This is a genomic window from Synechococcus sp. W4D4 (assembly GCF_047716805.1).
Taxonomy (GTDB): Bacteria; Cyanobacteriota; Cyanobacteriia; order PCC-6307; family Cyanobiaceae; genus Vulcanococcus.
Window position 1 is genome coordinate 160,959 of the sequence record NZ_CP180404.1, and the last position, 22,802, is coordinate 183,760.

Genomic DNA, 22,802 nt, shown 5'->3' on the forward strand with positions numbered 1-22,802 from the left:
CACATCAGCGACGGGGCCTGACGGACCTCAGGCAAAGAGGTTGTTCTTGAGATGCTCGAGTCCCAGGCCTCCGGTCGCTGAGACAAACAGCACCTGGGGGTCGAGCGCTTTGGCCTGATCGATTGCGGTGGAAGGGCAGCGGTCGATCTGGTTGGCGATCAGCTGCCGGGGCACATCGCGGCCAAGCTCATCGAGGATGGCGTGGACGGTGCGCAGCTGCTCACTCCAGGCCGGATCGGAGAGGTCGACCACCAGCAGCAATCGGTCGGCATCCAGGGTCTCTTCCAGCGTGGAGCGGAAGGCTTCCACCAATGGTGGCGGAAGGTCTCGGATGAAGCCCACCGTGTCCGTGAGGAGCAGGTGGGTCGGAGCGCCCCCTTCTGGTTTGGGCTGCGCGATCCGGCGGGTGGTGGGGTCAAGGGTGGCGAAGAGCTTGTTTTCCGCCAGGACTGCCTCCTGCTGCGGCGCTTTGCTTAGGGCGTTGAGCAAGGAGCTCTTACCGGCGTTTGTGTAACCCACGAGGGCCAGACGCCGTTGGGAGCGGCGGTTGCTGCGGAGCCGGGCCCTGTGCTCGCGCAGCTTTTGAACATCCCGCTGCAACTTGTCGATGCGGCGGGCAATGGCCCTGCGGTCTTTCTCCAACTGGGTCTCCCCGGGGCCTCGGGTGCCGATCCCGCCCCCTTGCCGCGAGAGCGAGAGACCTCGACCAGCGAGCCTTGGCAAGCGGTAGCGCAGCTGTGCCAGTTCCACCTGGAGGCGTCCCGCGGCGCTGGCGGCCCGCTGGGCAAAAATGTCGAGAATGAGCTCACTGCGGTCGCTGACGGGCAGTTCGAGCCGTGCTTCTAGGTTCCTGGCCTGGGCTGGGGTGAGTTCCCGATCGGTCACGACCAGGGAGGCGCCTAGACGCCTGGCTTCGAGGGCGGCCTCCTGCACCTTCCCTTCGCCCCAGAGGTTCTGGCCGGAGCGGTTGGACTGACGCTGCACCACGAGCCCCAGGGGCTTGGCCCCAGCACTGCGCACCAGGCCCTCCAGCTCGGCGATTTCGCGGCGCGCATCCTCCGGGTCGTTGGGACTGAGCACCAACAGCAGCACCTGCTCCTCGCCCGCCCTCGTCTGGGCTGGGGGCAGCTCTGTTGCCTCCGGCGGAGCCAGCTCACAGAGGGCCGCGAGATCGTCCTCCTCCAGGGTCCGCCAGGGACAGTGGGGATCCGAGCTTGGGCTGAAGGCCGCGGCAGGCCAGCGGCCACCCGCCTGCGGGCTGTTGCCGAAGCGCAGCCAAAACCCCGGCTGCAGGTCGAGCCCCACGACGGCTTCATGGCCATGGGGTTCGAGGTGTTTCGCCCGGCCCACGCAGGTGACTAAGCGCAGGGCGTTGCCCTGCCTGCGGGGGCCTCCCGGTAGACGCTCGAGCAGTCGTCCCGATTGCTCCAGGGGACCGACCCAGAGCAATCGGCAGAGGCCCCGCTCGTCGAGCACCAGGCTGAGGGGCAGATCCAGCTCCGCGCTTTCGGCCGCCAGGCGCTGCAGGCTGATCCAGTCCACCCCGGCGCTCTCCGGATGGCGCCGGTGACTGAGCCGCTCCAATCGCCTGGTTTGAGCAGGCCGCAACCCGGCGGTACGGCCCATCAGCGCGGATTGCTTCAAGGGGTGCCGTTCGGTTTCTTGCGCTTGATCAGCAGGCAGCTAATCCCCGCGGCCGCCGCACTGGCCTGATCCTCAGGGCTGTCGCCGATGTGCCAGACCTGATTGGCCTTGAGTCCGAGTTGCTGGAGTGCCGCTTGCAGCGGCAGGGGACTGGGCTTGGCGGCCCCGACCACCGATGACACCACCACCGCATCGAGCAGCGGGCTGAGCTCCAGTGCCTCCAGTAGCGCCAGCAGGCGCTGGTCAAAGTTGCTGACCACCGCCAGCTTGAGGCCCCGCTGCTTCCAGCGCTGCAGGTTCTCGGCCACATCCGGGTAGACCAGCCAGGGTTCGGCTTTGGCGAAGTGCTGAAACAGGGCTGTGCCTAAACCTTCAGGCAGCGGCTCCGTCTGGCCGCAAGCTTGGAACACCTGGGCGACCAAATCGGTCCACCAGCGCTCTTCCGCCTGGCTCAGGGCCTCACCGCTGAGCTCGGGAAAAGCCAGCTCAGGCGCCTGGCGAAACAGGCCCGCAAAGACCCGGTTGATCGCCTCGGGGGCGATCTCCAGGTCGAAGTCCTGGGCGATGGCGGCGTAGCTCTCGCCGACTGACTGCCGCAGGCCAATCAGCGTGCCCATGGCGTCAAGCAGCAGGCCGCTGGGCTGGGGTAGGGGAGCGCTCACAACCAGTTCGCGAGCCAGCCGCCAGCCACCTTCAGCTGTTGGGGCAGGCCGGGCATCCGCGCCAGATAGGCCAGGCGCCGCAGTTGGAAAGCCGCAGGGCCGGCAAGGGTGATTCCCATGCCAGTCAGGCTGGCTTGACCGATTCCCAGACCCATCATTTCTCCCAGGTCGTTCCAGACGAAGGCGTCCAGGGGAGCTCCGATGCGCAGGCGTTGCAGGTTGCGGGCGATGCAACTGGCCTGCTGATAAGCCACCTGGGCATTGGCGGGATACAGCGCACCGTTCGGATGTTCACCGCTGTGATCCGGGCAGGCCGCGGCATCCCCCAGCACGAACAGCTCGTCGCTCCCTTCCACCCGGAGGGAGGGTTCGCAGCGCAGCCGGCCCCGTGGGTCGAGGGGCAGGGGGGGCTGCAGTTCCGGGACGCTGGCGGCTAAGCCGGCGGTCCAGATCACCCCATCGCAGCGCAGCGATTCGAGGCTGTTGGTCCCATCGTCTAGACGCTGCAGCTGCAGTCCATGGGCCTCGACGGAGGCGACCCGGGTGTTGGTGCGCAGCCGGATGTCCCGTTCCTGCAGAGCCTTACGGGCCTGTTCGCGATTGAAGGCCTTGGCCATCGGCAGCAACTCTGGGCCTTGCTCCACCAGTTCGACGATGGCGCTGCCCGCGAGCAGATCCGCGAGTTTGCAGGCCAGCTCCACGCCGCTGGCGCCGGCCCCCACGATTCCAATGCGTTGGAGGGGCGATTGCTTGCCTTTGAGTTGTTGGATCCAGCCCTGGATCTGCTCGACATCCTCAAGATTGCGAAATCCAATGGCGTGCTCGCGCACCCCAGGAATTCCATAGGTCTCCAGTTGGCCTCCACTGGCGATCACAGCGCTGCTGTAGGGCAGCTGGCGTCCGCTGTCCGTCGTGATGGTGCGGCTGGTGCGATCGATGCGGCTGGCCCTCTCTTGAATCCAGACCACGCCGGAGCCCGCCAGCAGCTCCCGGTAGCGGGGGGCGATCTCCCAGCGCTTCAGCTCACCGCTGAGCAGTTCATAGAGCAGAGGAAGGAACAGAAAATGCTCGCGGGGCTCCAGCAGCACCACCGAGGGGTGCTCAGCGGAGGCCGCCAGTTGCAAAGCGGTGTTGAGTCCACCAAACCCACCGCCGATCACCACAACAGCTGCGGGCTCAACCTCGGATGGGGGCACGGCAGACGGTGGAGAAGAAGATCAGGCCGAACCCTAACCATCTCCCCCCACATTGGAAGATGGTGCAATGACGACGTCTGCCTCCCCCTCCGCACCCGGCTTCGACACGCAGCAGGCCTGTGAGCAGCTGCGGTCCTTGAGTGCGCTGGAGCGTATGCGTTGGGGACTTGAGACCTTCGGTGACGGCTTCGCGCTCACCACCAGCTTTGGCATTCAGGCCGCGGTCTCGCTGCACCTGGTCAGCCAGTTGGATCGCCAGGTTCCGGTGATTTGGGTGGATACGGGGTATTTGCCCCCCGAGACCTATCAGTACTCCCAGGCCCTGGTGGAGCGGCTTGGCCTGAAGCTCCACGTCGCCCAGTCCTCCATGAGCCCCGCTCGGATGGAGGCACTCCATGGCCGCTTGTGGGAAACCGGGCAGGTGGAGGACCTGGAGGCCTACCACCGCATTCGCAAGGTGGAGCCCCTGGACCGGGCCCTGAATGACTTGGATGTCAGCTGCTGGGCCAGTGGCGTCCGCGGCGGTCAGACCGACCACCGCAAAGCGATGGATCCCGTCCAGCTCGTCCGTGGCCGTTGGGCCCTGCGCCCGCTGTTGGATTGGAACAATCGCGATGTCTTCTATTACATGCAGGAGAACGACCTGCCCCAGCACCCTCTGTTTGACAAGGGCTATTCCACGGTGGGCGACTGGCATTCCAGTGCCCCGGATGACGGCAGCACCAGCGGACGGGCCACCCGCTTCGGCGGTTTGAAGCAGGAATGCGGCATTCACCTGCCTGGGATGGCTGGCGAGGGCATCTAAGTGGCCGAGCTGTTGCTAGTGGGCAACAGCCGGTGGCACTGGGCGGAGCCCTCGCCTTCTGGGCTGCGCTGTTGGGATACGGCGCCCCCACAGCCACCCTGGCGTGTTCCGCCGCTACGGGCTTGGGCGGCGGTGGGCTCCATTCCCTCCGCCCTGGCCTTGCCCGCGGGGCAGCGGCTGCAGTTGGAGCAGGTCCCCTTGGCTGGTGCTCCGCCTTGGCTTGGGATTGATCGGGCTCTAGCGGGCTGGTGGGCTTGGCGGCAGCAGCAGGACGCGGTCTTGGTCGTCGATGCCGGTACGACCTTGAGCCTCACCCTGGTGGATGCCCATGGAACCTTCGCCGGCGGCCGTTTGAGTGCCGGCTTGGCGTTGCAATTGCGCAGCCTGCATCAGGGGACCGCGCAGTTGCCAGAGACCCATCCGCTTGATTGCTCAGGCCAGACCTTGCCGCCCTGGCCGAAGGAGACCGCCGCGGCGATGGAAGTGGGCTGCCTGCAGGCGATGGTTGGTGCGGTGAAGCAGGGGATGGATCAGCTCGTCGGCGGTTGCACCCTGTGGCTGACCGGTGGCGACGCCCCGCGCCTGGCCCCCTGGTTGAAGGAGAGCAGAGTTGTGGAGGCCTCCAATCTGTGTTTGGAGGCCCTGGATCAGCTCAGCTGAGGCCGAGGTCCTGAAGGATGTCATCCGCCATCGAGGCTGCCTTGACCTTGAGGTAGGCCTTCTCGATCTTGCCCTCGGCATCCACCACAAAGGTGTGGCGCATCATCCCCATGTACTCGCGGCCCATGAATTTTTTGAGGCCGTAGCTGCCATAGCTTTCGGCCACGGCGCAGGGCTCGGCGTCGCTGAGCAGGGTGAAGGGCAAGTCGTACTTGCTGATGAATTTGCTGTGGCTGGTGGCGCCGTCCTTGCTGATCCCCAGCACCGCGATGCCGTGCTTCTCGAAGCTGGCCCACTGATCACGGAAGTTGCAGGCTTCCTTGGTGCACCCCGGGGTGTCGTCCTTGGGATAGAAGTAGATGACCACGCGCTGACCGCGGAAGCTGCTGAGGCTGACGCTGGTGCCGCTTTGATCGGGCAGGCTGAATTCCGGTGCGACGTCTCCGACCTGCAGGGCCATGGGGGGTGAGGGTTCAACTCGCGGGAGCCTAGAAGGCATGCCGGCAGCGGCGCCCCTGCTGTGGCTCTCCCCTTTGGAGCAGCCCTGTGGGGCCAGCCTCTCTGCCCAAGAGCAGCAGTGGTGCGACGACTTGCCGACGGCGCTTCAGCCGCGTTACCGGGCCACCCGTCAACAGTTGCGCGCGCGCCTGGCCTCCTTGTTTGAGGTGTCTGCTGACTCCGTGCCGCTGCACAGTCCTCCGTCGCAAGCACCACGCCTGGCTGCGGGCTGGGGGTTTGTGAGCATCAGCCATAGCGGAGAGCAACTGTTGCTGGCCTGGTCCCCCTGGGCCGTGGGGGTGGATCTAGAGCGCCGTGAGCGTGCGTTGCAGGCAGAACTGTTGGCCCAGCGCTTCTTCCCGACTGCTGAAACCCAGGCGCTGCTGGCATTGCCAGCGGAGGCTCGTCGCCTGCAGGTCTTGCGCAGCTGGGTGCGCAAGGAGGCCGCCATTAAGTGGATGGCCGCCTCCATCGCAGAGGAGTTGCGCCATTGGTATTGGGATGACACCCAGCAGGAGTTGATCCATCTGCAACGGGGCCTGAGGCCGACCTCCTTATGCCTGGAGTCCTGTGGCTGGCTCTGCGGAGTGGTTGGGGATGGAGCCGATCAGGTTCAGTGGGGCAAGTTCAGCTGAAGTTGTTTTTTTTACGCAGCCGATTCTTAAAACAAACCAGAGTTGCTGTGTTGCGTGTCCGTTGGCTCGCCATACCGGGGATGTCTTCCTCTGCAAACCCATGCGCAAGGCACTCCTTCCCTTGGCTGGCGTTGGTTTCCTGATGGCAGGTCTGTCTGCGCAGGCCATCCCTCAGAACGGCCCAACCACCATCAATTCTGATCAGTCCGGCGTCGGCTTTGGCGCTCCGACTTTCATTCAGCCTTCCGGTCTTCCCACCCAGACCGCCCGGACGGTGAGCAACGGTTTCGTTCGCTCCAACACCCTGCTGCCCCTGGGCGGTTCTGAGGTGATCGACAACCCCGTTCCTCGCAACCTCTCCAACCTGTCCGGTTGGTCGAAAGATCAGCTTCAGGCTGGTCTCCAGCAGGAATACGACGTGGATGTGGCCGCAGTGGCTCGCTTCCTGTATTCCCCCAAGGGTGAGCAGTTCCTGAAAGAGAGCATTCAGGAGAACAACTACACCCCCTACTACAGCCAGCAGAACAGCCTGCAGGCCGTGCGTAGCGCCATCATCCTCGACTCTGCCGACGGCAAGCTGTCGAGCTACGGGATGATGAAGCAGCTCCCCACCGACCAGCGCCTCCAGGGCTCGATGAAGGTCTGTGATGTGAACAGCATCGAGAACAGCCAGCAGGCCACCTCGCTGCTCAGCTGGTACATGAACACCCCGGCTTGCATTGCGGCTTACACCGCTGAAGCACCCGAGCCGGTGAAGCAGCCCGTTCGCGGTCTCTGGTGATCCAGCGGATCGTTTGATCCACTCCAAAGCCCCGGCAATGCCGGGGCTTTTTTGTCGTCTTAGGCCGAACGTCGAGCGATCAGGAGTTGATGCTGCAGAACTTGCGGGATTTTTCCCTTCAGGCGCTGTTTGAGAGCCGCCGAGAGTCGATCGATTTCAGCGCGGCTGAGGTGGTTGCTGAGGTGCTGGAGGTAAGGGGCATCTGCTGCAAACCAACGCGTCACTAGGTTTTCGTTGACCGGCAGTTCCAGTCGCTCCTCCCAGGTTTTCCATTCCAGCCTCCAGCCCTGCTGAGTCAGTGCCACCTCGAGGGCTGCGGGGTCGGGGGTCGGGGCGAGCATCTCCTGCTCGATCACCATCACCCGCTCCAGCAGGGCCGCAAGGTCTTCTGGGGGTGTGCTGCCCTGCCTCAATCCGGCGGCCGGGCCGAGTTTCGGCTGGCTGAAGAGCAGGCGCAGTTGGGCTTTGGGGGCCGCCAGAGCTGTGAAGCTGGCAACAGTGGCTTGGAGATCCTCGTCGCTGCATTGCTTCAACGGATGCCGGCTGGCGATCCATTCGAAGCGCTGGCCACTGCCCTCCAGTTCGCTGAGCTCTTGAATCAGACGGGGGCGATCCAAGCTGTCGAGCACTTCCAGTTGGGTGCCAAGTCGTGTCTGATCAGCGGCGCTGGCCGCTTGGATCACCACGCCACCTTCGGGGCAGCGTTGCAAGGGATCGAGGGCCCAGAGCAAGGAGCGGGCCTCGAGCACCAAGACCCGGTCATGCCGCTGCCAAGTCGCCTGGCTCCAGAGCTCCTGGCGTAAGCGATCGAGGCGTTCCCCCTCGCTGCCGGATTGTCGTTGGATCCAGCGCTCGAGCTCGGGGTCATCGGGACCGCTGCTGAGCATCTCGCCCAGTTCCTGTTGATGCTCAACGGCCGCGGCGAGTTGGGCGGCCCGCCGTTGCTGCAGCCGTTGGCGGCGTTCCCCTTCCCAACCCAGGGTTCCGGGTTGCCAGAAGACCTGCCCTTGAAGATCGCTGGGGAGGTACTGCTGGGCGACCCAGTGCTCGGCGTAGGCATGGGGATAGCGGTAGCCCACCCCATCGCCAAAGGCTTTGCCATCGCGGTTGGCATCGCGAAGGTGGGCGGGGACGGCCTGGCGGTTGCTGGCTTTGACATTTTTGAGGGCGTCAAAAAAACCGAGCAGGCTGTTGCTCTTTTCCGTGGAGGCCAGATAGAGCGCCGCCTGGGCCAAGGGATAGAGCCCCTCGGGTAACCCGACCCGCTCGAAGGCCGCGGCGCAGGCTTCCACCACAACAACGGCTTGGGGATCGGCTAACCCGATGTCTTCCCCAGCTGAAATCAGCATCCGCCGGAAGATGAAGCGGGGGTTCTCCCCCGCCTCGACCATTTTGGCCAGCCAAAACAGGGCTGCATCGGGGTCGCTGCCGCGCAGGGACTTGATGAAGGCACTGATGGTGTCGAAATGGGCATCCCCTTGTTTGTCGTAGAGAACCGCCCGTTGCTGAATCGACTCTTCGGCGATCTCCAGCGTGATGGCGATCTGACCGTTGTCATCAGGCTCTGTCGTCTCCACCGCCAGCTCAAGGGCATTGAGCAGGCTGCGGGCATCGCCGCCGGCCACGTCCACCAGGTGCTCGGCGGCCTCGGCACTGATCTGGACCGGGCGTTCTCCATAGCCCCGCTCGGTGTCTCGGAGTGCCCGCTCGAGAAGCTGGTGCAGGTGCTTGTTCTGGAGGGGCTGAAGCCGAAACAGCCTTGAGCGGCTGACAAGGGCCTTGTTGACTTCAAAAAATGGGTTTTCGGTCGTGGCTCCGATCAGGGTGACCGTTCCGTTCTCGACCCAGGGCAAAAGGGCATCCTGTTGTGCACTGTTGAAGCGATGCACCTCATCGATAAAGAGCAAGCTGCGTAGGCCGTGCTGATCGAGCCGTCGCTTGGCTTCATCGACTTCATGGCGCAGGTCTTTCACGCCAGCGAGTACAGCGTTCAAGCTGCTGAAGTGGGCTCGGGTTGTGGCGGCAATGATCCGGGCCAAGGTGGTTTTGCCGACCCCCGGCGGGCCGTAAAAAATCAAGTTGCCAACGCGGTCAGCGGTGATGGCACGCCGCAGGAGCCGACCGGGGCCCAGGATCTCCTCCTGGCCTTGAAAGTCGTCGAGGCTTTTTGGCCTGAGGCGATCGGCCAGGGGGGCATGGTGCTGGCGCAGCTGCTCACCGTGATGGCTGAAGAGATCGCTCACGCCGCGCCGAATGGGGTGTCGATCTCCATCATCCGCGGGCCAGAACGCTTCAGGGTCCCTAGGTTGCGAATTCCTGGGTCACCATCGTGCGGCGCCTGTTGGTTCCCCTGCCATTGCTGTTGCTCTTGGTCGGATGCGGCCCCAAGCAACAGCGCCAGCCCACGGCGGTTCAGGTTCAAACGATTGGCACGGCTGAGTTCAATCCCTCGATTGACGTCATCAGCCGCCTGAGCTCCACCACGGATGTCTCGCTTCGGCCCGAGGCCGATGGTCGGGTGGTGAAGATCCTGGTGAAGCAGGGCCAGAAGGTGAAAGCGGGGGAGCCGATTCTGGTGCTCGACAACGTGCAGCAGACGGCGGCCCTGGACTCCGCGAAGGCCGAGGCGCGCAAGGACAAGCTCAACGCCGAGCGCTACATCTTTTTGAATGAACAGGGCGCTGTTTCTACAAAACAGCGGGATGCCTACGTCACCCAGGCGATTCAAAGTGCGGACCGGGTGCGCTCTGATGCCGCCACCTTGGGATACAAGTACGTCACCTCACCCATCGATGGGGAGATCGGCGATCTCGACACGGTGAAGCTGGGCGACTACGTCCGGAAGGGGCAGGCGATTACCGGGATCGTTGATAACTCCACCCTTTGGACGCTGATGGACGTTCCGGCGACCGAAGCGTCTCGCGTGGCGCTGAATCAGGACGTTCTGCTTCGCACCCAGGGCAACCCGCCGGTGGAGGGGAGCGGGAAGGTGGTGTTCATCTCTCCCTATTTCGGAGTCAGTGGGAGCACCTCGTCACCCAACACGGTTTTGGTCAAGGCGGCGTTCCCAAACCTCACCGGCAAGCTCAAGACAGGGCAATACGTCTTGAACCGGATCATTACCGGCCGTCAGCAGGCCCTCTCGGTGCCGGTCTCGGCGGTGTTGATGCAAGCCCAGCAGCCCTTCGTCTACCGGATCGTTCGTCTTTCGGAGGCCTTGGCCAAGATCAAAGCGTCCAGCACCGTTCCTGAAAAACAGAAAAAACGCCTGGCCTCCATGCCGGGCTCGACACCGATCGTTGTCCAGACCTTGGTTCAACTCGGCGATCTCCAGCACAACCGCTACCCCGTGCGCTCGGGTTTAAAGGCGGGGGAACAGGTGGTGGTGAGTAACACCGCCCTGCTGCGGACGGGTCTACCGGTGACCATCGCTCCGGCGAGCAAGCCCTAGGGAACGCCCGCGATGTCGCTTTCGGATCGATTTATCAAGCGCCCGGTGCTCACCACGGTGTGCAGCATCTTGATCGTTCTGGTGGGAGTCATTGCGATCCCCACCCTGCCGATTGAAAACCTGCCCAACATTGCGCCACCTCAGATTCAGGTGAGTGCCAACTACGGGGGTGCGAACTCCCTGGTGACCGAACAGGCGGTGACCAACGTCTTGGAACAGCAGATCAACGGGGTGCCGGGGGCGGCCTACATCTCCTCGGTGACGACCAACACCGGTGCCAGCACGGTCAACGTCTTTTTTGACGAGGGAACTGACATCAACATTGACCAGGTCAATGTGCAAAACCGGGTGTCCTTGGCGATGCCCCAGCTCCCATCGCAGGTGAGCAGCACCGGGGTCTCGGTGATTCAAACCACCCCTTCGATTCTGCTGGCCTACCAGGTGTCGTCGTCTGAGGGGCAGTTCGATCGTGCCTACCTCAATGGGCTGATTTACGAGCAGCTCTACTACCAACTCGAGCGCATCCCTGGGGTTGCCCAAGCGACCCTCTTCGGTGGGAGTAATCCAGCCTTTTGGCTATTCGTCGATCCCAACAAGCTCACCGCCAATCAGTTGACTGCCGACCAAGTGGTCAGTGCCGTACGCAGTCAGAACGCGGTGGCGATTGGTGGCTTGGTGGGTGGCCCACCGGCCGGTGGCAACCAGCTCTTCACCTATCCGATCTTGGTGGAGGACAACGGCAACTTGGTCTCGGTTGACCAGCTCAACCAATTGATCGTCGGTCGCTCTCCCCAGGGCAATCTGCTGCGATTGCAAGATGTCGGTGAAGCGACCTATGGATTCAACACGTTTGCGACGCAGGGGAGTGATATCCATGGCTACCCCGCGATCACGGTTGGCGTCTATCAGACCCCGGATAGCAACGCCTTGCAGGTGAGCGAGGCGGTGGTGAACCTGATGGAGCAGTTCCGTGCTCAGGTTCCCCCGGGGGTGACGGTTCAGCAGATCTACAACGTCGGTCAGTTCATTGAGTCGGCGGTTGGTGGGGTGACCGACGCCTTGGGTCTGGCCATTGTGCTGGTGCTCGTGATCCTGTTTCTGTTCTTGCAGGACTGGCGCGCCACGGTGGTTCCGAGCCTGGCGATTCCCATCTCTTTGGTGGGGACCTTTGCCTTCATGAAGGCCTTTGGCTTCTCGATCAATCAGCTCACCTTGCTCGGCTTGGTCTTGGCCACCGGCTTGGTGGTGGATGACGCGATTGTCGTGATCGAAGCGGTGGCCAAAAACCTGGAACAGGGGATGAAGCCGCGGCAGGCCGCCCTGGAGTGTATGGGCGAGTTGATCGGAGCGATCATTGCGTCGTCGCTGGTGCTGATGGCGGTGTTTGTGCCGGTGGCCTTCTACCCAGGCGGTATCGGCATCATCTACAAGCAGTTCGCCTTAACGATTGCGTTCTCGATTGCGATCTCGACGTTCAACGCCCTGACCTTCTCGCCGATGATGGCGGGCCTGATTTTGAAGACTGAGAAGCCTCCCCGTCCCGAAGGTTGGCGTTGGACCGTGGCGGGGCTGGTGATTGGCCTTGGCTTTGGCAAATTCAGTGCCGCCTCCTTTGGCCCCCTGGCCTATGTGGTGGGGATTGCAGGGTTTGGCTTTGCCGGCAGTCGACTGGCATTGATTTTTGATCGCTTCAATGCTTTTTTTGCTCGCTTAGAGCAGGGCTATGGCCGTTTACTTCACTGGCTAATTGAACGCCGGCGTTGGATTTTGATGAGCTTGGGGGCTGGGATTGTCACCACAGCGATCGCCTTCAACGCGCTGCCAACGGCGTTCATCCCTGAGGAGGATCAGGGCTATGGCTTGGGGATTTTCCAGCTGCAGAACGGAGCCTCTCTCTCTCAAACCCAACAGGTGGGCATGCAGATCGCCGAGGTTCTCAAACAGGAGAAGAACATCACCGCCGCCAGTGTGATCAGCGGGGCTGGGTTCAACGGCAATAGCCCTGATCAAGGTTTGTTCTTTTTTGGTCTGAAGCCATTGGATGAGCGCTCTGGCTCCCAAAACAAAGCACCCGCGATCGTCGATCGGTTGAATGCCAAGTTGTCCCGTTTCAGCAGTGGCTTAGCTGCCGCCTCTCAGCCTCCAGCCATTCCAGGGTTCTCTGCTCAGGGGGGCTTCTATTTCCAGTTCAACGATCTCAGCAACGGTGCCTATACATTCACCCAGTTGGATCAACTGGCGGAACAGCTGGTGAGCCAGGGGCAGGCCAGTGGCGACTACGCCAACCTCTATACCCAGTTCGTTCCCAGCGCTCCAGCCTTTGGTCTGAAGATTGATCGTTCGATTCTGGGTGCGCTCAATGTCGATTTTCAGCAGGCGATGCAAACGATCGCCGTCATGGCAGGGGGTAACTATTCAGGTCTGACCTACGAGAGCGGTCAGGTGCGCAACATCTATGTCCAGGCCGAGCCATCTGGCCGCCAAGGGCTGGAGAACATCCTGAGCTACTACGTCCGCAACCGCGACAACAAGTTGGTCCAGGTCTCAGAGTTCGCGTCCTCTGAACTCTCCAGTGCCCCGCCAGTCATCAGTCATTACAACCTATACCGAACGGTCTTGATTCAGGGTGTTCAAGCCTTGGGCAAGAGTTCCGGTCAGGCCTTGACGGCTATTCAACAGCAATTCAAGGCCCTGGATTTCAACAACATCGGCTATGCCTTCACGGGGATTGCGGCGCTGCAGCTCTCGGCCGGCAGTGCCAGTGTGTTGGTCTTTGGCCTCGGGATTTTGTTTGTGTATCTCGTGCTGTCGGCGCAGTACGAGAGCTATGTCACCCCGGTGATCATCTTGATGACCGTGCCCCTGGCGATGTTGGGCGCCTTGGCCTTCCTCTCGCTGCGCTCGATTGATCTCAACATCTATGCCCAAGTGGGCTTGGTGACCTTGATTGGTTTGGCCGCGAAGAATGGCATCCTGATTGTCGAGGTGGCTGAGCAGCACCTCGAATCGGGGATGTCCTACGGCGAAGCGGCCATCGCTGCGGCTGAGTCCAGGATGCGGCCGATCTTGATGACCGCCATTGCTTCTTTGGCGGGGTTCTTCCCTTTGGTTGTGGCCACAACAGCCGGTGCCAACAGTCAACAATCGCTTGGCACCGTCATCTTCGGCGGTCTGTTGGTCGCCACGGTGCTCTCCCTTGGCGTCGTGCCGCCGTTCTATGTCGCGATCAAAAACCTGGAGGAGCGCTGGTTTGGCTCTCAGGCGGCTCGGGGCTAGAGCCGATCAGGTGATCACGGTGGGGCGATCCATGCCCGTGCGGGTCTTGATTTCCGCGAGGCTATCGGCAGCTGCGATCAAGTCCGCCAGCGCGGCCTGCGGGTCTTGGCCGAGATCGCCGCTGCTGGGTACATAGCTCTCGAGGTAGAGACGCAGGGTGGCTCCTTGGGTGCCGGTGCCGGAGAGGCGGAAGACGACGCGGCTGCCGTCATCGAGCAGGATCCGTAGGCCCTGGCCGGTGGTCAAGGAGCCATCCACGGGATCGCTGTAGCTGAAGTCATCGGCCGTGCTGATGCGGCGGCCGGCGAAGTCCTGGCCCACCAGTGAGGGAAGCATTCCCTTGAGGCGGTCGTAGAGGCCATGGGCCTTCTCGCTGGCGATCGCTTCATAGTCGTGGCGCGAGTAGTAGTGCCGTCCGAAGCGCTTCCAGTGGTCGTCCATGATCTCGGCCACCGAGCAGCGCTTGCGCGCCAGGATTTGCAGCCAGAACAGAACAGCCCAAAGCCCATCTTTTTCGCGGATGTGGTTGCTGCCGGTGCCGAAGCTCTCCTCGCCGCAGAGGGTGATGCGCCCTGCATCCAGCAGGTTGCCGAAGAACTTCCAGCCGGTTGGGGTCTCAAAGCACTCGATGCCGAGCTCTTTAGCGACCACGTCCACAGCAGCGCTGGTGGGCATCGACCGGGCCACGCCAGAGAGCCCCTGGGAATACCCAGGAGCCAGGGTGGCGTTGGCCGTCAGCACCGCCAGGCTGTCACTAGGGTTCACGAAACAGCGGTTGCCCAGGATCATGTTCCGGTCCCCATCGCCATCGCAGGCGGCGCCGAAGCGAAAGGCGTCGCTGTCCATCAACAGCTCGGCGAGGTCGTGCGCATAGGTGAGGTTGGGGTCGGGGTGCCCACCACCGAAGTCCTCGAGGGGCTGGCCGTTGCGGACGGTTCCAGCCGGCGCACCCAGTAGACCCTCCAGCAGCCGGGTGGCATAGGGGCCCGTGACGGCGTGCATGGCGTCGAAGGCGATCGGGAAGTCGTCTTGGATCAGTGCCTTGATCTGATCGAAGTCGAACAACTTCTGCATCAGGGTGATGTAGTCATCGACCCCATCAATCACCTCCAGGCTGAGATCGCCCACGGTCTGCTGGCCGGCGGCATCGAGGTTGACCTCGGCTGACTCAAGGATCCTGTAGCCGTCGAGGGTTTGGGAGCAGGCATAGATCGCGTCGGTGAGCGATTCCGGGGCGGGGCCGCCGTTGGAGCCGTTGACCTTGACCCCGAAATCACCGTCGGGTCCGCCGGGGTTGTGGCTGGCCGAGAGGATGATCCCTGCGGTGGCCTGGTGCTGGCGGATCAGGTTGGAGGCGGCAGGGGTGGAGAGGATGCCGCCAGTGGTGGTGATGATCCGGCCCACCCCATGGGCAGCGGCCATGCGGGTGATCACGCCGATGGCCTCACGGTTGCCGAAGCGGCCGTCACCGCCCACCACCAGAGTGCTGCCTTTGACCCCAGGGACGGTGCGCAGAATCGCCTCGATGAAGCTCTCGAGGTAGTGGGGAGTGGCGAATTGACGGCTGCTCTTGCGCAGACCTGAGGTGCCCGGTTTTTGATCGGAGAAGGGGGTCTCGAGAGCGATCTGCCGCACGCCGCTGGTCATCGGTGAGAGCCGAGGGGGCACCAAGTTAGACCGATGTTCCTGATTCCAGAGGTGTTGCTCAGTAACTAGCTGCCGCCAAAGCCAAACCCACTCTTTTTCTTGTTGTCAGGGGCTTGGGGCTGTTGGGCGTCGGGCTTGGCCAGTTCCATGCTTCGGCAGACCAAAAGCAACCGTTGCGCGGGATCGCTTAAGGCTTCCCTTCGCTCGTAACTGTTCGTGGTGGCGGGCTGGGCATCTTGGAGGATGGTCCAGAGCAGGTCCTTGCAGCTGGCGGGAAGACGGGGATGATCCATCAGCGGATCGGCCAGATCTCGTGACTTCGAGCAGCTTGCGGCGGTGTTGTCTCGGGCGCAGGCGATGGTGATCAGCTGCAGCTCCCTCAGGCTGTCTTCGCTGGGAAAGGGGACGTAAGGATCAGCCGTCAGCCCTGGGCCAGCGTTGAGCACTGCAGCAGCGGCGACGGGGACGAACAGCAGCTGACGCAGGGACACCATGGAGTGGAGCTCTCTGGCATCCATCTTGGATCGAAACGCGCGCTTGGAGCTCGCTTATCCCAGAAGCAGTTTTTTGCTGCGCAGGGGATGCAACAGATCAATCATCAGGGTGTTGATCCATCCGTCCTGCTTGCTCTGCCAGCACAGCAGCACATAGTGCCCTTTGCGTTGGATCCGCATTCCCTCAGCAGCGGGGTCACCCTCAAATAACGCGGTGCCGTTGGTTGGGGCTCAAAAGCTCTGGTTTGGTTTCAACAGTTGGAAGAAACTCTTCTTCCAGTGAATTGAATACCGGTGTTTATACCGATAGCGCGGCTCAGATCGCCTCCGTAACTTGTGCCTATCTCCGATGGGGATGGGGGGATGAAGGCGCTGGGGGACCAGCGTCTTTTTTATTGCTCAGGGCTTGGAAAATCCGGTTGTTTTACTTATGGCGGCCTGACCTGACCGCCCTTAGAACAGCAACAGACACCAATAGGACGCCCTTGTTCGGGCGCTCGGGTGCCAAGGGCGGCCAACAGGCCGCCCTTCCTCATGCCTGCTGGCTAGAAGGGAGGCTCCTTTGCTGTGGGAGCAATGCCTCTTCTGCCGCGCTGGCGCTTCATGACCGATGAGGCCAAGGCCTTGACCAAGCGTGTTGCCTTCTCAGCGCTTGCCTTGGCGCTGGCGGCGCTGATGCTGCGGGCCCTGCTGCCGTGGATGGTCTTGGTGTTGGCCCTTTGGGGCCTTTGGCGCTGGACGCGCCGGTAACGGGCGTCTGTCTCCAAAAAGCGGGATCCATACCTTTGTTGCAGGTGCCCCCGAGTTGGTCTGGGGCGATCTCTGGGCGGGAGATGATCTATATGCATCTACATGCTGTCGCTAGCGGCATTGATGAGTTCGAGCGCGGCAAGTCATGTTTGACCCGTTCCGTCTGTCCTGTCTCGATTATTTGATCTGGTTGCGATCGGGTCAGGAAGCGACGAATCGCTTGGCCTGTAATCAAGCCACCATTTCTCGCAACGCCAGATCTGTTGCTGACTTCCTGAAGCTGGATGCACGCAAGCTCGAAGGGGAGTGGACTCTGGCCGGTGATGCCTCGCTGTTGGATGCCGAGCGTGAAGTGCATCAGCTTTATCGCTGGGAACGGGGCCAGGGGTTGCGGATTGACGGCATCTATGGGGCTGGCTCTCCCTATTTCGATGGGTTGTCTGGACCTTGGGTCTGCGGCCGCTCTGACTTCATGGGCATCACCTATCCCATGGCTCTGCTTCGAGAGTCCATCTTGGATGTGTGGATTGGTTGCTACCCCGATCTCCCAGGGGATGACGATGACTTCGCTGTCGTTCACCTCAGCCGTTATCCGGCCTACTTCTTGGTGGATCGCTGTCACCCTCTTCTTGAGCATCAGGGTGATCTGGCGGTCGAGGACTTGCAGGAATTTCCTGTTCTTTCGCTCCCTGATGGAGCGTTCCCCAAGATGCAGCAGCATCTGAAGGGCTTGGGGCTGGAGCGCAGGCCTGTAGGCGCGACGCGGCATCAGCCCCGCCATTGGGAGGGTCGTACCGAGGATCAGCTCACCATCAGCTACGGGTCACCCCATACCGTTGCCTGTTTTGCCGGGGCCAAGGTTCCGTTGCCGCTTTCGACGGGGCTGATCTTGGGGGATTCTCTGGTGGTCAAACGCCGTTTTGCTGACAGCGAGGTCTTTCAGCAGCTCGTGGTTCAGCTGCGTGAGCGTGCTCAGCTCCTGTCCACATCACGGCCGGCTTTGGAGTCCTGCTGAGACGCCAATGATTGGTCTCGATGAGTTGGATTGCCTCGACTACTTGATCTGGTTGCGCACCGGCGATCGGGTGGCCAAGCGGCTCAACTTGGATCAAGCTTCGGTGTCTCGGAAAGCCCGTCGTGCTGTTGCTGCATTCGGCTTGGATGTCAACAAATCAGCTGGAGAATGGGATGTCGTTGGCGATCCCACCCTGCTGAACTTGGAGCGGCAGGTGCATCAAGACTGCCGCTGGAAACGGGACCTTCCCCTGCGCATTGATGCCCAATATTATTCCGGTCCGTTATTGCTCGATCAGCCACCGCAGGGATGGTTATGTGGTGCCTTTGATTTCCTTGATGTTGCTGTTCCCTTGAATTTATTGAGGCATGGTGTTATCGATGTTTGGATCGGCGGGTTTCCAGATGTTCCAGATGACGATGACGTCGACTTCGCCGTTGTGCACCTGGATCGATTGCCCACTCACTTGGTGGTGTCTCCAGGTCACCCTTTAACGCGCTTGGGTGAAGCGGTCACTCTGGAAGATGTTCGCCAATTCCCGTGCCTGGCTTTGCCTGATGGAGCCTCCCCTCAATGCCAGGCTGCGCTCGAGGGATTGGGTTTATGGAATTCCCCCACAGCGGTGCGCCGTTACTCCTACGAGGCTTGGGAAGGACGAACCGCTGATGAGGTCACGGTCGGTTATGCCTCAGCATTTTCGATCAAGCTCTTTCCGGTGCAGCAGGTGATTTTGCCGATTGAGATCCCCCTCACCGTGGGTGACAGCGTGGTCGTACCGCGTCGGTTTGCCGATCACCCGCGCTTCCTGGCCCTCGTGGCTCACCTGCGTCAGCGGTTGGTGGAGATGGCCCCTGCCTATCCCGAGCTCGAGATCCTGCCGGCTTAATTCCGCTCGATCCCACTGCCGCAGCGCTGGCGGTTGCGTTCGAGCTTGCGCCGCAATCGTTCGGTGATGCCCAGATCGGCACTGCGCCAGAGACGATCCATCTCTTGGGTGAAGTGGGCAGCGACCTGCGGTGAGCGGATCACCAGCAGCACCTCATCGTTTTGATGGGCAGCACTCGGGCTCCAGTTGAAGCTGCCGGTGATGACGGTCTTGCGATCGATCACGGCGAACTTTCTTTGCTTGTGACTCGGAAGTGCCGCCTAGGTCCTTGTAAAGATTAGCGGCTTCTCTGCGTGCAAACACTTATATTTAACTGCAGCGACTTTAGCTTGATGGAACGCTCTGGGCACTCTGCTCTGGCAATTGCTTCGCTTTCCGTGTCTTCGGTGAGCGTGCTTTTGGTTTTTGTCTGGTTGGCGCTCGGGGCTGTAGACGCTCCTGACGGCGTTGTCGGAGTGGCTGTGATCTTTCAAATATTTGTCAGCCTTCTTGGTTGCGTACTTGGTATCCCCCCACTCTTCTCTTCTTCAAAGAAGAGAGTCTTGGCTTTCATCGGTCTTGGCATTGGTGCGGCAACGTTTGTGATTTCCGTTTCCCTAATTGGGATTGGTTTGTGGGCTATGAACTCGGGTATGGCTAGCTAGCCCGTTTTGTTGTTAAGGCTCACGGGATCGTTCTCTTGGTACTCTGTGAGCCACTCAGTCCTTCTGAGCCCACGCCTTAATCCCGCTCAATCCCACTGCCGCAGCGCTGGCGGTTGCGTTCCAGCTTGCGCCGCAATCGTTCGGTGATGCCAAGATCGGCACTGCGCCAGAGGCGATCCAATTACCACTTGGCATCTCTGAGCCTCTTCCACATCTCCCAGGTAGCCTCCGGCTCGTCGGAATAGCGCGAGAATGCAAGGTTTGATTCTTTTTCGTCCATGTCGCAATCTATCTCTGCTGTTGCGGTGCTATCAGCGCTCCAGCCGTATACGTAACCAAACCTTCCGTCTTCATTAGTATCGGTCTTGAGTCCGTTGCTAAGTCCATGTTTCGTGAGGGCGACAGTAGCCCTGGTGATACATCCTGATACGTCTTTTTCTTCTTTAAATTCGTAAGTGTACGAGGTTGTGTACATTATGTTCTCTTTCTTCGGCTTTGCCTCTGCCGAATAAGCTGTCACGAAAAAGTAAATCGCTGCGGAAGAAACCGCTAGAAGCCTTTTCATGGAGGTGCCGACACTTAATGGGATTATATCAGTATCCTCCCGAATCTCTCCCCGCCATCATAGATTTTTGTCCGGCTTCCACTCGCAGTCACCACGTGCCAGCTCCTCGCCTCCCCCTGTACTCCAATGCGGGCTTGAGCTAGCCACCTCTATCTCATTCGTCAGATGTGGGTTGGTTGCCGTGGTCGCTCCCCCAGCAACGCAATCTTGTTTGGTGAGCCTGGGCGTTTTTGCATCTAAGTCAGCAATTGCATCCAGCTCTCAGTGAAACGAGTGGCGTGAATCTGCGTTCTCAGCCCCTCAGAAGCCACTCCCTGAGCCACTCAGTGCCTCTCGCCCCGGCTTAACTCCGCTCGATCCCACTGCCGCAGCGCTGGCGGTTGCGTTCGAGCTTGCGCCGCAATCGTTCGGTGATGCCCAGATCGGCACTGCGCCAGAGACGATCCATCTCTTGGGTGAAGTGGGCAGCGACCTGCGGTGAGCGGATCACCAGCAGCACCTCATCGTTTTGATGGGCAGCACTCGGGCTCCAGTTGAAGCTGCCGGTGATGACGGTCTTGCGATCGATCACGGCGAACTTGTGATGCAGCTTGTCGCCGCGGGCTAGCTGCGGCGTTCCAACCCCTTCGGCTCCCCGTTGGAGCGGTTGGTTGCCCCGCTCGATCCTGCAGTCGCGGTCGGCCATCGCCACCCCCAGCAGATCCAGGACTTCAGAAAAAGGCCGGCTGGCAAAGCCCGGATCCGCCACCAGCCGCAGACGCACTTGTTTCTGCAGCTGAGAGGCCAGTTGGTTGGTGAGTGACTGGGCGGAGAAAACAAACAGGGCGAGATCGATTTGTTCCTTTGCCTCCGCCAGCTCGGCCGCAATCAGGGCTAGGCCGTTGCGTGGGTCATTGCGGCGATGGGGAGCAAAAAGAATCGCGATTTCGGTGTCGCCAACCCGGACAAGCTGAGCAGCTCTCTGCCCTTTGCCTAGACCAAAGCGACTGTCATTTCTTCCCCCAGGGCCGTCCCCCCACATCCGCTCAAAGTCCTGGCGGAAGAGTGCGGCCAGCGCTGGGCTCTCGATCTGCAGCAGATGGTTGGTGTTGCCTCGGGTTTGCGGTGCGCCCGGATCCCCATGGATCCCCGAGGCCGTGAAGTTGGCGGATCCCGTGATCACGATCTGACCATCGACCACCAGGTATTTGCTGTGCATCAGCCCGCTGCCTTTGCTGCCATCGGCTGTGTCATCGATCAGCGGTACCCCCGCGCGCAGAAGGATGCCGACGGCATCCCCTTGCTGCCGTTCGCCTTCCGAGAGGTGCCCGTCTGCGTTCCGGTCGGCTAAAGCGCTGAGCTGTCTTTTTCGCTGCCGCTGATGGGGCGTGAGTCCCGCGTCATGCTCCTCACTCCAGGGTTGGCTGTAGAGGTGCTCGAGCACCACCTTCACTTGGATCCCTCGATGGTGCTGTTGGGCTAGGGCCTTGGCGATGGCCGGTAAGGAGAGTTCCTGGACCGCGACGAGAACTTCGGAGCGGGCTGAGTGGATTGCTTCCAGGATCAGCGCTTCGAGGTTGTCCCCCGGTCGCCACTGGCCGCTGATCGGGCTGATGTATCCGCGGTCCTCCCGTTGGTTGAAGGCGGCCCTGATCTGCGGGTGCTGCGGAAGTACAGGGGCGCGCTCTGCTCCGATCAGCTGACCGGCGCTGCTGCAGCTCTGCAGGAGAAAGGTCAGAGCCAGCAACCCTCTCAGACTGGGCCTGTGCGTCATCGGGGCAGGCAAGACGGATCTTGCGCCAGTGTTCCCCTCTGGACTCAGCCGTGTTCGGGCATTTCCGAGGTCAGCAGCATCGATCCGAACCAGAGGCTGCTGAGGCCCACCGCTGCCAAGACCCCTGCGCCAAGGCTCACCTTGACCATCAGCAGAGGAACGGCGATGGGCAGGAGAACGGCTCCAGCCAGAGGGGTGAAGGCGACAACGGCTTTCATCTCAGATTGGTGATCAGAACCACTCGGCCACAGCTTGATCGCTGGGGTTGCTGTTGTCTTCAGGTGTGCTGCGATCGAAATTCAAGGTGATATTCCGCTTTTGTTCGCCGTCTGCAGCGATCGCCTCGATCGCATAAACCTGCTCACCATCACGGAAGGGCACCTGGACGCGGAAGGTTCCGTCACTGGAGAGGGGAACCTCCTCTCCACCGATGCTCAGACGTGCGGAGGGATCGGTAGCTCCGTAGACGATCAACTCGGCATCAGCGACGAGCCAGAAGGCGCGCTTGCGTTGACCAACGATGCCGCTGCCAGATTCATTGCGGCCGCTGGCCCAGAGGCCGGCACCCGAAGCATTGAGACCAGCGCTGCTGTCGCCGCCGAGCTCGTGGAAGGCTTCTGACCCGCGTCCCATCGAGCGCCCGAAGCTTGTCGCGGTTTGGTAGAGCCGCTCGTGCAGCCCACTGTCGGGACTCATCGCCGGTTGGGTGCTGATCCCAGCAGCGTCGGCTGAGTCCACGGGGGCGTCGAGGGAGAACGGAACGAACTGATCGAGGATTTGCTCGCTGGGATGGAGCGCAGGGACCCGCGCAACCGATGAATAGGCCAGGGAAATCCAGCCGCCAGCGGTCAGCCGATAGCCCAGTTCGACGCGGTAGTCGCGATCACTGAGGGGGACTGGCAGATACCACTCTGTCGCATGGCTATCGACCGGAACTTCCTGCAGGGTGTGTGGGTGCACGCCACCACCGCTCACACCGGTGACATCGGCGACCCGCAAGCACAGTTGGCTGGCTCCGTCCTTAAACGCCTGCTTGCGATCCCCCTCAGAGATTTCCCAGAAGACGTAGGCCCACTGGGGATCGCGAGGCAGGAATACCACCCGCGTGACATCGATGGTTTTGGGCGGGGGGCTGTGCTCTTCCTCGACGCTGCTGATGTCGGCCTGGCGTTCGCCGATGGCATCGACCAATTGAGCTTTGGTTTTACGGCTGTAGAGCGTCACACCCAGTTCGCTGGCCACCTGCCGCAGTTGGCGCAGGGTCATGCGTGCCAGTGAAGACAGGGCTTGCGTCACAGCTGTTCGGAATCCTTTCGGGATCAGTGACTTCACTCTCCCTGATCCCAAAGGGAATCGGCAGTCGGGGTCAGGATCCCGTGACTGGCTTCGGTGTTGAAACACAAAAAAAGCGGCGGATGGACCGCCGCTTTTGAAGTCTGG

The 22,802-nt window shown here is 61.5% G+C and carries 22 protein-coding genes and 1 pseudogene; 10 read left to right on the forward strand and 13 right to left on the reverse strand.

Annotation, left to right across the window (positions count from 1 at the left end):
- Positions 1-27: 27 nt before the first annotated feature.
- From hflX to ACLM42_RS00865, 3 genes are read right to left on the reverse strand one after another with little or no spacing between them, the layout of a single operon-like run.
- A complete protein-coding gene (hflX, locus tag ACLM42_RS00855) occupies positions 28-1,626 on the reverse strand; it encodes a GTPase HflX (protein ID WP_415399432.1) in 1,599 nt (532 codons plus the stop codon).
- Positions 1,627-1,640: 14 nt separating this feature from the next.
- The gene (locus ACLM42_RS00860; RefSeq protein ID WP_247911773.1) at positions 1,641-2,306 is read right to left on the reverse strand and encodes an HAD-IA family hydrolase; all 666 of its coding nucleotides are present in this window, start codon (positions 2,304-2,306) and stop codon (positions 1,641-1,643) included.
- Positions 2,303-3,502: an NAD(P)/FAD-dependent oxidoreductase gene (locus ACLM42_RS00865; protein ID WP_415399433.1), complete on the reverse strand. Its 1,200-nt coding sequence runs from the start codon at positions 3,500-3,502 to the stop codon at positions 2,303-2,305. The genes ACLM42_RS00860 and ACLM42_RS00865 overlap by 4 nt, the downstream gene beginning before the upstream one ends.
- Positions 3,503-3,569: 67 nt before the next feature.
- On the opposite strand from ACLM42_RS00865, the gene ACLM42_RS00870 reads away from it, so the two are divergent.
- On the forward strand, positions 3,570-4,307 hold the full coding sequence (locus ACLM42_RS00870; protein ID WP_415399434.1) for a phosphoadenylyl-sulfate reductase: 738 nt from the start codon (positions 3,570-3,572) through the stop codon (positions 4,305-4,307).
- The gene (locus tag ACLM42_RS00875) at positions 4,308-4,967 is read left to right on the forward strand and encodes a type III pantothenate kinase (protein ID WP_415399435.1); all 660 of its coding nucleotides are present in this window, start codon (positions 4,308-4,310) and stop codon (positions 4,965-4,967) included.
- Here ACLM42_RS00875 and bcp read toward each other — a convergent pair.
- The gene (gene bcp / locus ACLM42_RS00880; protein ID WP_415399436.1) at positions 4,960-5,427 is read right to left on the reverse strand and encodes a thioredoxin-dependent thiol peroxidase; all 468 of its coding nucleotides are present in this window, start codon (positions 5,425-5,427) and stop codon (positions 4,960-4,962) included. The two genes, ACLM42_RS00875 and bcp, sit on opposite strands and share 8 nt — an antisense overlap.
- A 37-nt stretch (positions 5,428-5,464) precedes the next feature.
- Between bcp and ACLM42_RS00885 the strand changes: the two genes are divergently transcribed.
- Positions 5,465-6,100, forward strand: coding sequence for a 4'-phosphopantetheinyl transferase family protein (locus tag ACLM42_RS00885; RefSeq protein ID WP_415399437.1), 636 nt, complete (start codon positions 5,465-5,467; stop codon positions 6,098-6,100).
- Between the two features lie 100 nt (positions 6,101-6,200).
- Complete coding sequence (locus ACLM42_RS00890; RefSeq protein WP_247911973.1) at positions 6,201-6,881, forward strand: alpha/beta hydrolase; 681 nt, start codon at positions 6,201-6,203, stop codon at positions 6,879-6,881.
- Between the two features lie 59 nt (positions 6,882-6,940).
- Here the strand turns inward: ACLM42_RS00890 and ACLM42_RS00895 are convergent, their stop codons facing one another.
- Positions 6,941-9,124, reverse strand: a complete 2,184-nt coding sequence (locus tag ACLM42_RS00895) for an AAA family ATPase (RefSeq protein WP_415399438.1) — start codon at positions 9,122-9,124, stop codon at positions 6,941-6,943.
- An 86-nt stretch (positions 9,125-9,210) separates the two neighbouring features.
- Between ACLM42_RS00895 and ACLM42_RS00900 the strand changes: the two genes are divergently transcribed.
- Both ACLM42_RS00900 and ACLM42_RS00905 read left to right on the forward strand, forming a co-directional pair.
- The gene (locus ACLM42_RS00900) at positions 9,211-10,332 is read left to right on the forward strand and encodes an efflux RND transporter periplasmic adaptor subunit (RefSeq protein WP_415399439.1); all 1,122 of its coding nucleotides are present in this window, start codon (positions 9,211-9,213) and stop codon (positions 10,330-10,332) included.
- A 12-nt stretch (positions 10,333-10,344) separates the two neighbouring features.
- On the forward strand, positions 10,345-13,608 hold the full coding sequence (locus ACLM42_RS00905; RefSeq protein ID WP_415399440.1) for an efflux RND transporter permease subunit: 3,264 nt from the start codon (positions 10,345-10,347) through the stop codon (positions 13,606-13,608).
- Between the two features lie 6 nt (positions 13,609-13,614).
- On the opposite strand, the gene ACLM42_RS00910 is transcribed toward ACLM42_RS00905, so the two are convergent.
- The 3 genes from ACLM42_RS00910 to ACLM42_RS00920 form a co-directional block, all read right to left on the reverse strand.
- Positions 13,615-15,255: an alpha-D-glucose phosphate-specific phosphoglucomutase gene (locus ACLM42_RS00910; protein WP_415399441.1), complete on the reverse strand. Its 1,641-nt coding sequence runs from the start codon at positions 15,253-15,255 to the stop codon at positions 13,615-13,617.
- 65 nt (positions 15,256-15,320) lie between these two features.
- Entirely contained in the window at positions 15,321-15,749 is a 429-nt protein-coding gene (locus ACLM42_RS00915; RefSeq protein ID WP_247911763.1) for a hypothetical protein, read from the reverse strand.
- 54 nt (positions 15,750-15,803) lie between these two features.
- Positions 15,804-15,929: a hypothetical protein gene (locus tag ACLM42_RS00920; protein ID WP_256463431.1), complete on the reverse strand. Its 126-nt coding sequence runs from the start codon at positions 15,927-15,929 to the stop codon at positions 15,804-15,806.
- A gap of 396 nt (positions 15,930-16,325) precedes the next feature.
- Between ACLM42_RS00920 and ACLM42_RS00925 the strand changes: the two genes are divergently transcribed.
- The 3 genes from ACLM42_RS00925 to ACLM42_RS00935 all read left to right on the forward strand — a co-directional run bounded on the left by ACLM42_RS00925 (position 16,326) and on the right by ACLM42_RS00935 (position 18,400).
- Positions 16,326-16,499 (forward strand): hypothetical protein, encoded by a 174-nt coding sequence (locus ACLM42_RS00925; protein WP_247911762.1) that lies wholly within the window; start codon positions 16,326-16,328, stop codon positions 16,497-16,499.
- Between the two features lie 145 nt (positions 16,500-16,644).
- A complete protein-coding gene (locus tag ACLM42_RS00930; RefSeq protein WP_415399442.1) occupies positions 16,645-17,514 on the forward strand; it encodes a hypothetical protein in 870 nt (289 codons plus the stop codon).
- Positions 17,515-17,521: 7 nt separating this feature from the next.
- Positions 17,522-18,400, forward strand: a complete 879-nt coding sequence (locus ACLM42_RS00935; RefSeq protein ID WP_415399443.1) for a LysR substrate-binding domain-containing protein — start codon at positions 17,522-17,524, stop codon at positions 18,398-18,400.
- On the opposite strand, the pseudogene ACLM42_RS00940 reads toward ACLM42_RS00935, so the two are convergent.
- Positions 18,397-18,633 (reverse strand): annotated as a pseudogene (locus tag ACLM42_RS00940) (phospholipase D-like domain-containing protein); the annotation flags it as partial. The gene ACLM42_RS00935 and the pseudogene ACLM42_RS00940 sit on opposite strands and share 4 nt — an antisense overlap.
- Before the next feature lie 99 nt (positions 18,634-18,732).
- Between ACLM42_RS00940 and ACLM42_RS00945 the strand changes: the two are divergent.
- Positions 18,733-19,044 carry a hypothetical protein gene (locus ACLM42_RS00945; protein WP_415399444.1) on the forward strand — a complete coding sequence of 104 codons (312 nt, stop codon included), beginning with the start codon at positions 18,733-18,735 and terminating at the stop codon, positions 19,042-19,044.
- Positions 19,045-19,225: 181 nt separating this feature from the next.
- Here ACLM42_RS00945 and ACLM42_RS00950 read toward each other — a convergent pair whose 3' ends face one another.
- From ACLM42_RS00950 to ACLM42_RS00965, 4 genes are all read right to left on the reverse strand, one after another.
- A complete protein-coding gene (locus ACLM42_RS00950; RefSeq protein WP_415399445.1) occupies positions 19,226-19,609 on the reverse strand; it encodes a hypothetical protein in 384 nt (127 codons plus the stop codon).
- Positions 19,610-19,952: 343 nt separating this feature from the next.
- Complete coding sequence (locus tag ACLM42_RS00955) at positions 19,953-21,362, reverse strand: phospholipase D-like domain-containing protein (protein ID WP_415399446.1); 1,410 nt, start codon at positions 21,360-21,362, stop codon at positions 19,953-19,955.
- Positions 21,363-21,406: 44 nt separating this feature from the next.
- Positions 21,407-21,580 (reverse strand): hypothetical protein, encoded by a 174-nt coding sequence (locus tag ACLM42_RS00960; protein ID WP_415399447.1) that lies wholly within the window; start codon positions 21,578-21,580, stop codon positions 21,407-21,409.
- A 13-nt stretch (positions 21,581-21,593) separates the two neighbouring features.
- Positions 21,594-22,658: a DUF4912 domain-containing protein gene (locus ACLM42_RS00965; protein WP_415399448.1), complete on the reverse strand. Its 1,065-nt coding sequence runs from the start codon at positions 22,656-22,658 to the stop codon at positions 21,594-21,596.
- Between the last annotated feature and the right edge of the window lie 144 nt (positions 22,659-22,802).